This window comes from Phocaeicola sp., assembly GCF_057861905.1.
Genome location: NZ_DBMACV010000004.1, coordinates 1 through 12,583, shown reverse-complemented (window position 1 = coordinate 12,583; position 12,583 = coordinate 1). Strand labels below are relative to the sequence as shown.

The window sequence follows — 12,583 nt, the reverse complement described above, 5'->3', positions numbered from 1 at the left end:
GAGTATGGACAAAAATATATTACTGACAGCCATCCGTGCATCGTTAGAAGCCGGGGCAGAAATTATGAACGTGTATACCGATCCTAATGCGGATTTTGAGATAGAGAAGAAAGCAGACAACTCCCCTTTGACCATTGCCGACCGCAAGTCGCACAAGGTTATCGCAGCACATCTGGCTTCCACTCCTTATCCCGTTCTCAGCGAAGAAGGGAAGAAAATTCCAGTCGAAGAGCGACAAAGCTGGAACGAACTATGGATAGTCGACCCGCTGGATGGTACCAAAGAGTTTATTAAACGTAACGGAGAATTTACCGTAAACATTGCTTATGTAAAGAACGGCAGACCGGAAGCAGGAGTAATCTATATTCCTGTAAAGGAAGAATTGTACTTTGCCGACTGCCAGTATGGAGCTTACAAGGTAGAACATATTACCCGTCTGACTGCAAATGAAACGGTAAACAGCCTTATCGGCAAGGCACATCGCCTGCCCTATCAGGAAGAGACGCCGCGCAACAACTTTGTTGTCGTAGCATCCCGCTCCCACCTGACACCGGAAACAGAGGCCTATATCGAGAAAATGAAACAAGAACATCAGACAGTGGAAACCGTATCGAAAGGCAGTTCACTGAAACTGTGCCTGATAGCTGAAGGAAAAGCTGACGTTTATCCGCGGTTCGCACCAACGATGGAATGGGATACAGCTGCCGGTCATGCTATTATTCGCGCCATGGGTAAAGAAGTTTATCAGGCCGGAACCCAGGAACCTCTGCAATATAATAAGGAAGACTTGTTGAACCCATGGTTCATAGCCGAATAACCTATTTATGACAGTAGAAGTTATTATTGTACTTGTTGCGCTTGTCGCTATGCTGACAGCGCTGATTATGGATAAGATGCGTCCGGGAATGATTCTGTTCTCGGTCGTTGTCCTATTTCTCTGTACCGGAATACTTACCCCGAAAGAAATGCTGGAAGGATTCAGCAACAAAGGAATGATAACCGTTGCCATGTTGTTTCTGGTAAGTGAAGGCATCCGGCAAAGCGGAGCCTTGACACAAGTCATCAAGAAACTGCTGCCACAGAGCCAGACCACAGTATTCAAGGCTCAGGTACGCATGCTTCCTACCATTGCCTTCATATCAGCCTTTCTGAACAATACTCCGGTGGTAGTTATATTTGCTCCTATCATCAAGAGATGGGCAAGCTACGTAAAACTTCCTGCCACTTACTTTCTTATTCCATTGTCGTACGTTACGATTCTGGGAGGTATCTGTACACTGATAGGAACATCAACCAATCTGGTAGTACACAGCATGATACAAGATGCAGGGATGAAAGGATTCAGCATGTTCGAGCTGGGAAAAGTAGGTATTTTCATTGCCATTGCAGGCATCATTTACCTGTTTCTGTTTTCCAGCAAGCTGTTGCCTGCCGACCGTCCTGAAACACTTTCAGGTGAAGACGAGGAAAACAACTCATCAATTCATCCGGTAGAAGCCGTCATTGGCGCACGTTTTCCGGGTATCAACAAACGGGTAAGCGAATTCAACTTCAAACGTCACTACGGTGCAGAAGTAAAAGAAATCCGCCGCGGCGGTAATACTTACAAAGACCTGAATGACATCAGCTTTCGCGAAGGAGATACACTGGTATTGCTTGCCGACGACAGCTTTATCAAGACCTGGGGAGAATCGTCAGTCTTCATCATGCTTGCCAACGGTAAAGACTATGAACCTGCCGGAAAGAAAAAGCGCTGGTTCGCATTGTTCCTGTTGCTGTTTATGATTATCGGAGCTACAATCGGTGAATTGCCGGACATACAGAAACTGCTGCCTGAAGGCATCAAGCTGGATATGTTCTTCTTTGTATCTATTACAACGGTTATCATGGCATGGACCAAGATATTTCCACCTCGGAAGTATACCAAATATATTTCATGGGACATCCTGATTACCATCGCCTGTGCTTTCGCCATCAGCAAAGCAATGGAAAATTCCGGAGTAGCCGACCTGCTGGCTGGTTATATCATCGACTTGAGCCGGAGTCATGGCCCGTACGTTCTGCTGGCAGTGCTGTTTATCATTACCAATATCTTTACCGAACTGATAACCAACAACGCAGCAGCGGCCCTCTCCTTCCCGCTTGCTCTGTCACTATCGCAGCAACTGGGAGTAAATCCTATGCCTTTCTTTGTAGTAATCTGCATGGCAGCTTCTGCCAGCTTCTCTACTCCGATAGGCTATCAGACCAACCTGATTGTACAAGGTATCGGGAACTACAAGTTCACCGACTTCGTGCGAATCGGATTGCCGCTGAACATTATTACTTTTTTGATTTCGATATTCGTCATACCTCAAATATGGCCTTTTTAACTAATAACCAAACGATATGGAAGAAACCAAACATATTTACCCGATATTTGACCGCATGCTGACCCGTTCCGATAAAGAGGAACTGCTGAAACAGCACAGTGTCATGATCTGGTTTACCGGACTAAGTGGTTCGGGCAAAAGTACCATTGCCATTGCGCTGGAGCGGGAATTGCAAAAACGTGGACTGCTCTGCCGTATATTGGATGGCGACAACATCCGCAGCGGCATCAACAATAATCTGGGATTCTCGGCCGAAGACCGTGTAGAAAATATCCGCCGCATTGCGGAAATAGGCAAATTATTCGTCGACACGGGCATTATTACGCTCGCAGCATTCATCAGTCCGAACAACGATATCCGTGAAATGGCCGCAAACATCATCGGCAAGGAGGATTTCATGGAAATCTATGTCAGCACTCCCATAGAAGAATGCGAACGCCGCGACGTAAAAGGTCTGTACGCCAAGGCACGTAAAGGAGAAATAAAAAACTTTACCGGCATATCTGCCCCCTTTGAGGCACCGGAACATCCAGCCTTGTCACTGGATACCTCGAAGCTTTCGGTAGAAGAATCGGTCAACAAACTGCTTGACTTAATCCTACCCAGAGTAACCCGATAAGCGGAACTAACAAAGTCCACTTTAACACAAGAAACCACTGGTTTATGAAATAATATGAGTACTTTTGCGCGATTATTTGGGATTCATACTATTTTATATCCATTTGCCATTCATACTGGCAGCTTATAAAACAAGTAAGCGGAAACCAGTCTGTGTAACCCTGATAAAACATTCATAATTCAGATATGAAAGAAGAATATAAATTAAGCCACCTGAAAGAACTCGAAGCCGAGTCTATCCATATAATCCGTGAGGTGGCTGCCGAATTTGAGAATCCGGTCATGCTGTATAGTATCGGAAAAGACTCTTCAGTTATGGTACGCCTTGCCGAAAAGGCCTTTGCTCCGGGCAAAGTTCCATTCCCGTTGATGCACATCGACTCTAAATGGAAATTTAAGGAAATGATTCAGTTCCGTGACGAATATGCAAAGAAATATGGCTGGAACCTGATTGTAGAAAGCAATATGGAAGCTTTCCGCGCCGGTGTAGGTCCGTTTACTCACGGAAGTAAAGTACATACCGACTTGATGAAAACGCAGGCCTTGCTGCATGCACTCGACAAATATAAGTTTGATGCCGCTTTCGGAGGTGCCCGTCGTGATGAAGAAAAATCACGTGCGAAAGAACGTATCTTCTCATTCCGTAATGAGTTCCACCAGTGGGACCCGAAAAACCAGCGTCCGGAACTTTGGGATATATACAATACCCGTATACGTAAAGGAGAAAGTATCCGTGTATTCCCCTTGAGCAACTGGACAGAACTGGACATCTGGCAGTATATTCGCCTGGAAAATATTCCTATCGTTCCTTTGTATTTTGCCAAAGTACGACCGGTTGTCAATATCGACGGACAGCTGATTATGCCGGATGATGACCGTCTGCCGGAAAAATACCGCGATAAGATAGAAATGAAAAAAATCCGTTTCCGTACATTAGGCTGCTGGCCGCTCACCGGAGCTATCGAAAGTGAAGCCGATACGATAGAAAAAATCGTAGAAGAGATGATGACTACCACCAAGAGTGAACGTACAACCCGTGTCATCGACTTCGATCAGGAAGCAAGTATGGAACAGAAAAAACGTGAAGGATACTTCTAACAAAACAAACGATCATGGAAGAACTAAATAAAAATAAATCAGGAAACCCCATGGAAGGCGAAGCCAGAGGGGCTATGTCTATCGAAGAATTTCTGAAAAAAGATGAGCAGAAAGACTTGCTCCGTTTCCTTACGGCTGGTTCGGTAGACGATGGAAAGTCTACACTTATCGGACGCCTTCTTTTTGATAGTAAAAAATTATACGAGGATCAGCTCGATGCTTTGGAACGTGACAGCAAACGAATGGGTAATGCGGGAGAACATATCGACTATGCCTTGCTGCTGGACGGACTGAAAGCAGAACGCGAGCAGGGTATCACCATCGATGTGGCTTACCGTTATTTCTCTACCAATAACCGTAAATTTATCATTGCTGACACTCCGGGACACGAACAGTATACGCGCAACATGATTACAGGTGGGTCGACGGCTAACCTTGCCATTATTCTTGTCGACGCCCGTACAGGAGTCATCACGCAGACTCGTCGTCACACTTACCTGGTTTCTCTGTTGGGAATCAAGCATGTAGTTCTTGCAGTCAACAAGATGGACCTGGTAGATTTCTCGAAAGAAGTATTCGACAAGATTGTTGCCGACTACAAGGCATTCATCGATCCACTGGGAGTACCCGATGTAAACTGTATTCCATTGTCGGCACTCGACGGTGACAATGTAGTAGAAAAATCCGATCGTACTCCGTGGTACAGCGGTCCTTCATTGCTGGAATTCCTCGAAACCGTACACATCGGAAACGACCATAACCTGACGGACTTCCGTTATCCTGTACAATATGTTCTTCGTCCGAACCTCGACTTCCGCGGATTCTGTGCCAAGGTTGCTTCGGGAGTCGTACACAAAGGAGATGAAGTAATGGCTCTTCCTTCAGGAAAGAAGTCGCACGTTAAGAGTATCGTTACTTACGACGGTGAATTGGATTATGCTTTCCCTCCCATGTCAGTTACCCTGACTCTGGAAGATGAAATTGATGTTTCACGCGGCGAAATGCTGGTTCACCCAGACAACGTACCAATGATTGGACGCAACTTCGAAGCCATGCTGGTATGGATGGACGAAGAAAAGATGGACATGGAAAAGTCATTTTTCCTGAAACAAACTACCAACACCAGCCGTACCCGTGTAGACAGCATTAAATATAAGGTAGATATCAATACAATGGAACACCTGAGCGTAGAAAACGGACGTCTGAAAAAAGAAGATGTACCGATGCAACTGAACCAGATAGCCCGCGTAGTATTGACATCTTCCAAGGAATTGTTCTTCGACCCGTATACCAAGAACAAGGCGACCGGCTCGTTCATCCTGATAGACCCGATTACCAACAACACCAGTGCCGTAGGTATGATTCTGAACCGCGTGGAAGATAAGGATATGCACAACACGATGGAACTGCCGGTACTTAACTTGCCTAAACTGGGGATTGCTCCGGAACATTATGAAGCAATAGACAAGGCTGTGAAAGAACTGTCCAGACAGGGCATCGCCATCGAAGTAAAAAAGTAAGTTTAAAATAAGTATCAACTTAAATTCATAAAATGGGATTACTCGAATTCAGTAAATTGCCGATCAATACTCTGGTAGGTGCAGACTGGAAAACATTCAACCAGATTACGGAAGGCAGAACGATTGACCAGACATATAAAGGAAAATACCGGCTTACCAAGGCGGTATGTCGCCTGTTATCGACCTTGAAGCCACTGCAAGACAAGCGCTACGAAAAATTGCTTGCCAACCAACCGCTGGAACATGACCCGGTATTTATTTTGGGACACTGGAGAAGCGGAACTACTTTTATGCATAATGTCTTTTCATGCGATAAGCACTTCGGTTATAACACTACATACCAGACTGTATTTCCACACCTGATGATGTGGGGACAGCCGTTCTTTAAAAAGAACATGAGCTGGCTGATGCCCGACAAACGTCCGACAGACAATATGGAACTGGCCGTCGATTTACCGCAGGAAGAAGAATTTGCACTGGCAAACATGATGCCGTACACTTACTATAATTTCTGGTTCCTGCCGAAGCACATGCAGGAGTATGCCGACAAATACTTGCTATTCGACGATATCAGTGATGAAGAGCTGAAAGTGTTCGAAGAAACATTTACCAAACTGATCAAGATTTCATTGTGGAATACCCACGGAACTCAGTTCCTGAGCAAGAACCCTCCACATACCGGACGTGTGAAAGAACTGGTAAAGATGTTCCCGAATGCTAAGTTCATTTACCTGATGCGTAACCCGTATACAGTGTTCGAATCAACACGAAGCTTCTTTACCAATACCATACAGCCGTTAAAGTTACAGGATATCAGCAATGAGCAATTGCAGGAAAACATACTTTCAATATATGCTAAACTGTATCATAAGTATGAAGCCGACAAGAAGTTCATCCCTGAAGGTAATTTGGTAGAAGTAAAATTCGAAGACTACGAAAAGAATGCCTTCGACCTGACACAAGAAATTTATCAGAAGCTTTCTATTCCGGGATTTGACGAAGCTCGTTCTGCGATAGAAGCTTATGTAAACAAAAAGAAAGGTTATAAGAAAAACCAATATCAGTACAAGCCTGAAACCGTTGAACTGGTAGAAAAGAACTGGTCGTTCGCACTCGATCAGTGGGGATACAAACTTTAACCTGACAACACAGACTTTACGTATGTGCCATTTCTCTCTACTTTATGTAGGCAGAAACAGACCGTTATTTACGTAAAGTCTGTGTTTTTTATATACATATTCATGCATTTCCTACTCAATTTTGCATGTTTTTTCGATTAGAAATGCATATTTAAACAGAAATATTATATCTTTGCGCCCGCAAATAAATATGATATAATGAATTCAACAAGAAGATTTCCCTCTCCATTGGTATCTTTCCTTCCGATTATCATTCTGATATGTATGTTGGTTGCGACCATCAGTACTTTCGGAAGCGACTCACTGAACGGCGGAAGCCAAATTTCTCTGCTGGTAACTACAGCGGTTTGTATATTTATAGGAATGGCTTTTTATCGTATTCCATGGAAAGATTATGAACTGGCCATTACAAATAACATCAGCGGTGTAGCCACGGCCGTCATCATCCTGCTCATCATTGGCGCACTGAGCGGCACATGGATGATTAGCGGTATCGTACCTACACTTATCTATTACGGCATGCAAATTATTCATCCGACATTTTTTCTGACTTCTACTTGCATCATCTGCGTGCTGATATCGGTCATGACCGGCAGTTCGTGGACAACAATTGCCACCATTGGTATTGCTCTTTTAGGCATAGGTAAAGCACAAGGGTTTCACGAAGGCTGGATAGCCGGAGCTATCATCTCAGGGGCTTACTTCGGCGACAAGATTTCTCCGCTGTCGGAAACAACGGTTCTGGCCTCTTCTATCACAGAAACTCCGTTATTCCGTCACATCCGCTACATGCTCATCACTACAATTCCCTCGCTGGTTATCACACTGATTCTGTTTACCATCATGGGATTCACACACAGTACTCACAACATGGAGCACATGACTGAAGTAGCAACAAGTCTGGCAGACAAGTTTAATATTACCCCCTGGCTTCTGATTGTTCCTATAGTAACCGGTATTCTGATAGCGCGCAAAGTTCCTTCTATTATAACTCTTGCTATTTCTACCTTTCTTGCATGTGTAGCAGCCATTATCTTCCAGCCTCATCTGCTGAATGAAATAGCTGGAGAACAGAATCTGTTTAAGGGAGTCATGATAACCTGTTACGGAAGCACGAACCTCCAGACAGACAATGCTGCTCTGACAGAGCTTGTCGCTACACGAGGTATGGCAGGCATGACCAATACTATCTGGTTGATATTGTGTGCAATGTGCTTCGGAGGAGCCATGACGGCAAGTGGTATGCTGGGAAGTATTACCTCCGTATTTGTACGCTTCATGAAAAATCGTTTCAGTCTGGTTTCGTCGACAGTATGTTCCGGACTGTTCATGAACCTGACCACTGCAGACCAGTATATAAGTATTATCCTGACAGGTAGCATGTTTGGTAGTATTTATAAATCACAAGGATATGAAAGCCGGCTATTAAGCCGTACGACTGAAGATTCGGTAACGGTGACTTCTGTATTGATTCCGTGGAATTCGTGTGGTATGACGCAGGCAACTATCCTGAATGTTCCCACTCTGACCTATCTGCCATATTGCTTTTTCAATATCATCAGTCCCATTATGAGCATTATCGTTGCAGCTATCGGATATAAGATTTTCAGACATCCGACAGAAGAACATCCAGAAAGTTTTTCGGAAATAAAATAAACAAGAAAGACATAGAGATATACAAAATTGCCTATTCTTCTATACAAGAAGCAGGAATACGCCCAATCGCAAAAAGAGTAAACGTATTCCTGCTTTTTTTTGAATTTACGATTCAAACATGCTTCTGCGAGACAACATGCAAGCTCCTATAACTCCCGCCTTATCCAACAGCTTAGACAAGGCTATAACTGAATCCTTATTAACCAGATTCAACGAATATTTACGGACTGCGCTCTTTATTGGTTGCAGAATATAATCACCTGTCTGTGCCAAAGCACCTCCAATGATAACCAATTCTGGATTCAGTAGATTAATTAATCCTGCCAGGTAACGTCCCAGCTTCTGCCCTATTTCTTCAACCAGTTCAATGCAAAGCAAATCTTCCCGATTGGTTGCGGAAATTATTTCATCTAAAGTAAGAGGAGTATCTCCCTGCAAGATACGCTTGGAAAGAATAGACTGCTTACCATCCTGAACACATTGTATCAGTTTACGATGCAGAGCAGCACCAGACACCTCAGTTTCCAAACAGCCTCGCTTCCCACAATGGCAGAGTATTTCATTATCGAAAACACTAAAATGTCCGAACTCTCCAGAAAAACCAGACTTTCCCGTAAAGATATCTCCGTTTATTATTAATCCTGCTCCAAGCCCCCAACTCAGATTAATAAAAATAATATTCTTCTCTCCCTTTACTAATCCTTTGACCATTTCTCCATACGTCATGGCACGGGTATCGTTATCAATCGTTACCTTATAGCCAATCTTTTCGGTCATTACCTCAGCAAGCGGCCGTTCCTCAAAATTAAACAGACTGAAACTATATCCTAATTCAGGATTTACTCTACCAGATATATTAACGCATATATTTAAAATCTTCTCCTTATCAATATTAGCTTGGGATATGAATTCAGTAATATACCCACACAGTCTGTTCAATCCTTCTGGACTATTTTCTGCTTCATAAGGTATTCCCATCTTCAGGTCAACAAAATCTCCTATAAAATTCATTAGTCCGATATTCAGACTAAACTTTTTAATATCTACCCCAATAAAATAACCCGAATCTAAGGTTAAACCATATAAGGTTGGAGGACGTCCTTCACTCGTTTCTTGTTTACCGTAACTCATGATATACCCTTCATCACACATCTCCATTATAAATTTTGTAACGGTAGGTACACTTAAATCAAGTTCTTTCGACAAATCCGGTATTGTAGACGAACGGTTATACATATAATAGGTAATAATCCGTTTTTTGGTCAAGGCGTTCTTCGATCCCCTTTCTATTTCTTCCAACAACTTTCGAGTCATATATTCTTCTTAATTTTTTCTCTCTCCAAATATAATAATATTTTTAATAAAGGCCTCTCCAACCCTAATAAATCTGTCTACTTTTCAATAAAACCATAGTCTACTAAATCCATAAGAAACCTGTATGTATAAATTAACGTATAAAAAAGATTAAACTATAATTCCTTTGATACATTAAGAAAAATAAATTATATATTTGCACAACTTAATAATTAATTTTATTAACTAATCTAACTTATTATATTATGAAAAGGCTCATGCTTTCCGCTCTTTACCTGATACCACTCTTGTTTATGCTTTTATCCTGTCAAAAAGAAAGTATACAAGCCGATTATCAAATCATTCCGCTTCTTCAGCAAATCCAATTGTCAGCCGACAAGACTCCTTTCACCCTTAATAGTCAGACACAAATTTTATATCCAGCCGAAGATAAAAGGCTTCAAGATTACGCACAACTCTTGGCTCAGTATATAAAGACCAAAACCCACAAGGAAATAGCAATAAATACCAGTACTGACACCACTAATGCAATTATCCTTCAAATACATCCGAAAGGAATCAATCCAGAAGGATACCAGTTAGATGTAAATTCACGCCACGTCATCATCAACGGAAATAGCGAAGCTGGTGTCTTTTATGGCATACAAACCTTAAGAAAATCATTACCCATAGCACAAGGAGGCGAAAACATTATACTCCCAGCAGTGCATATCAGCGACTTCCCCTATTTTCCATACCGCGGTGCACACCTCGATGTCAGCCGACATTTCTTCAATGTAAACGAAGTCAAGACATATATAGATATGATGGCCCTGCACAACATGAATACTATGCATTGGCACCTTACCGACGATCAAGGATGGCGTATCGAAATCAAGAAATATCCTCGCTTGACACAAATCGGTTCAAAAAGAAAAGAAACTTTGACCGGACATCTTAACGACCGTCCGGAAAAATACGACGGAAAGCCTTATAAAGGCTTTTACACCCAAGAACAAATAAAAGACATAGTCAACTATGCGGCTAAAAATCACATCACCATTATTCCGGAAATTGATCTTCCGGGACACATGCAAGCAGCTTTAGCATCATATCCGGAATTAGGCTGCACGGGAGGTCCTTATGAAATATGGACCAAATGGGGAATTTCGGAAAATGTTCTCTGCGCAGGAAGCTCGAAAACATTTCAGTTTTTAGATGATGTATTTGACGAAATTACCCAACTATTTCCTTCACAATATATACATATAGGAGGAGACGAATGCCCCAAAACACAATGGGAACATTGCCCCAAATGTCAGGCCTTCATAAAAAAGCAAGACATCAAGTCGGATTCAAAATATACAAAAGAGCAATATCTGCAAAGTTTCATTATGAAACATGTAACCGAATATCTTAAGAAAAAAGGCAGAAAGACTATCGGATGGGATGAAATACTGGAAGGAGATGCGGATTCTCAAGTAACTGTCATGTCTTGGCGTGGAGAAGCTGCTGGGGTAAATGCAGCCCAGCAAGGACATGATGTTATTATGACACCTAATACCGTTATGTATTTTGATTTCTATCAGGCACTGGACACAGAAAAAGAGCCCCTGGCAATAGGAGGATACATCCCTGTCGAGAAAGTATACAACTACGATCCTTTGCCAGATCAACTGACAAAAACTCAAAAAAAGCATATATTAGGAGTACAATCCAACCTTTGGACCGAATATATTCCCGATTTTTCACATGTTCAATATATGGTACTCCCCCGATGGGCAGCATTGGCCGAAGTTCAATGGAGTAATCCGGAACAAAAAGATTATAATGAATTTCTCAATCGCCTGGGAGGTATGTTAAAACAATATCAACTGGAAAAATATAATTATGCCAAACACGTATTAAACGTAGATGCTACATACATTTCTAATTTTAAGACCGGATGTACGGAAGTTGCCTTATCCACTTTAGGAAATGCCCCGATACACTACACTCTTGACGGAAGTATGCCAACGAGCCAATCACCTGTATATCAACAAGCCATACAAATAAACAAGACTTCCACTTTACAAGCCATTGCCATCCGGCCAGAAGGGAACAGTGAAATTTACAAACAGCCTCTTTACTTCAATAAAGCAACCAACAAACCCATTACATTACGCTATCCAGCCGATGACAAATACAATGGACAAGGTTGCGGTACACTGGTAGACGGAATCAGCGGAAATGCAACTTTCGGAAGCGGGAAATGGCTGGGATTCAGTAACGGAAAAGATATGATTGCTACTATAGACTTAAAGGAGAAAACACCAATCACAACAATATCACTTCACACATGCATAGCTACAGGCGATGGAGTATTCGATGCTCGAGAAATCAGTGTCGAGGTGTCAACCGACGGAAAGAACTATCGAAAAATAGCATCCGAAACCTGCCCCATCCCAACAGAACATCAAAAAGTAGTAAAACAACATACATTAACCTTTCCGTCCCAACCAGCTCGATATGTCAGAATTTCTGCCATATCAGAAAAACAAATGCCGGCATGGAGCGGATTTCCGGCCATACCAGCCTTCATCTTTGTAGATGAACTATCAGTAAACTAAACTCGACTCCATATATTTATCAAAGCCTGTCAGAAGAAAAATCTACTTTATTTTCTTCTGCACAGGCAACTATTATCGCTTTTTCCCTACTTAAAGTTTATAAAACAATATAAAAAGTTACATTTTAAAACAAAACACACAAATACAATTTCATAATAACACAAAAAGTTATCACATACCAATGTTGTCCTAAACGATTTATAGGTACGATGAATATGAGGTTGTTGTAGATAACAACCCCTTCAAAGCTTTTTTTGGCCCCATTTATACTACTCCAG

At 42.3% G+C, this 12,583-nt stretch carries 9 protein-coding genes; 8 read left to right on the top strand and 1 reads right to left on the bottom strand.

Going from position 1 to position 12,583, the window contains the following annotated elements:
* Positions 1 to 4: 4 nt before the first annotated feature.
* The 7 genes from cysQ (at position 5) to ACZM60_RS01400 (ending at position 8,403) form a co-directional block, all read left to right on the top strand.
* Complete coding sequence (gene cysQ / locus ACZM60_RS01430; protein WP_489520614.1) at positions 5 to 817, top strand: 3'(2'),5'-bisphosphate nucleotidase CysQ; 813 nt, start codon at positions 5 to 7, stop codon at positions 815 to 817.
* A 7-nt stretch (positions 818 to 824) separates the two neighbouring features.
* Positions 825 to 2,372, top strand: a complete 1,548-nt coding sequence (locus tag ACZM60_RS01425) for an SLC13 family permease (protein ID WP_489520613.1) — start codon at positions 825 to 827, stop codon at positions 2,370 to 2,372.
* A 16-nt stretch (positions 2,373 to 2,388) separates the two neighbouring features.
* On the top strand, positions 2,389 to 2,991 hold the full coding sequence (cysC, locus tag ACZM60_RS01420; RefSeq protein WP_021969936.1) for an adenylyl-sulfate kinase: 603 nt from the start codon (positions 2,389 to 2,391) through the stop codon (positions 2,989 to 2,991).
* A gap of 185 nt (positions 2,992 to 3,176) precedes the next feature.
* Entirely contained in the window at positions 3,177 to 4,088 is a 912-nt protein-coding gene (gene cysD / locus ACZM60_RS01415) for a sulfate adenylyltransferase subunit CysD (RefSeq protein WP_340319168.1), read from the top strand.
* A 14-nt stretch (positions 4,089 to 4,102) separates the two neighbouring features.
* The gene (gene cysN / locus ACZM60_RS01410; protein ID WP_489520612.1) at positions 4,103 to 5,608 is read left to right on the top strand and encodes a sulfate adenylyltransferase subunit CysN; all 1,506 of its coding nucleotides are present in this window, start codon (positions 4,103 to 4,105) and stop codon (positions 5,606 to 5,608) included.
* Between the two features lie 32 nt (positions 5,609 to 5,640).
* Entirely contained in the window at positions 5,641 to 6,747 is a 1,107-nt protein-coding gene (locus ACZM60_RS01405) for a cholesterol-responsive sulfotransferase (RefSeq protein WP_340319169.1), read from the top strand.
* Between the two features lie 198 nt (positions 6,748 to 6,945).
* Positions 6,946 to 8,403 carry a Na+/H+ antiporter NhaC family protein gene (locus ACZM60_RS01400; protein WP_489520611.1) on the top strand — a complete coding sequence of 486 codons (1,458 nt, stop codon included), beginning with the start codon at positions 6,946 to 6,948 and terminating at the stop codon, positions 8,401 to 8,403.
* A 105-nt stretch (positions 8,404 to 8,508) separates the two neighbouring features.
* Here ACZM60_RS01400 and ACZM60_RS01395 read toward each other — a convergent pair whose 3' ends face one another.
* Positions 8,509 to 9,717 (bottom strand): ROK family transcriptional regulator, encoded by a 1,209-nt coding sequence (locus ACZM60_RS01395; protein WP_021970589.1) that lies wholly within the window; start codon positions 9,715 to 9,717, stop codon positions 8,509 to 8,511.
* A gap of 245 nt (positions 9,718 to 9,962) precedes the next feature.
* Between ACZM60_RS01395 and ACZM60_RS01390 the strand changes: the two genes are divergently transcribed.
* A complete protein-coding gene (locus tag ACZM60_RS01390; protein WP_489520610.1) occupies positions 9,963 to 12,305 on the top strand; it encodes a glycoside hydrolase family 20 protein in 2,343 nt (780 codons plus the stop codon).
* Positions 12,306 to 12,583: the final 278 nt, after the last annotated feature.

Bases quoted from the DNA above. Each gene is read 5' to 3' on its own strand.
- ACZM60_RS01395 (WP_021970589.1), bottom strand. From the start codon at position 9,717: ATGACTCGAAAGTTGTTGGAAGAAATAGAAAGGGGATCGAAGAACGCC.
- cysN (WP_489520612.1), top strand. From the start codon at position 4,103: ATGGAAGAACTAAATAAAAATAAATCAGGAAACCCCATGGAAGGCGAA.
- ACZM60_RS01390 (WP_489520610.1), top strand. From the start codon at position 9,963: ATGAAAAGGCTCATGCTTTCCGCTCTTTACCTGATACCACTCTTGTTT.
- ACZM60_RS01425 (WP_489520613.1), top strand. From the start codon at position 825: ATGACAGTAGAAGTTATTATTGTACTTGTTGCGCTTGTCGCTATGCTG.
- ACZM60_RS01405 (WP_340319169.1), top strand. From the start codon at position 5,641: ATGGGATTACTCGAATTCAGTAAATTGCCGATCAATACTCTGGTAGGT.
- ACZM60_RS01400 (WP_489520611.1), top strand. From the start codon at position 6,946: ATGAATTCAACAAGAAGATTTCCCTCTCCATTGGTATCTTTCCTTCCG.
- cysD (WP_340319168.1), top strand. From the start codon at position 3,177: ATGAAAGAAGAATATAAATTAAGCCACCTGAAAGAACTCGAAGCCGAG.
- cysC (WP_021969936.1), top strand. From the start codon at position 2,389: ATGGAAGAAACCAAACATATTTACCCGATATTTGACCGCATGCTGACC.
- cysQ (WP_489520614.1), top strand. From the start codon at position 5: ATGGACAAAAATATATTACTGACAGCCATCCGTGCATCGTTAGAAGCC.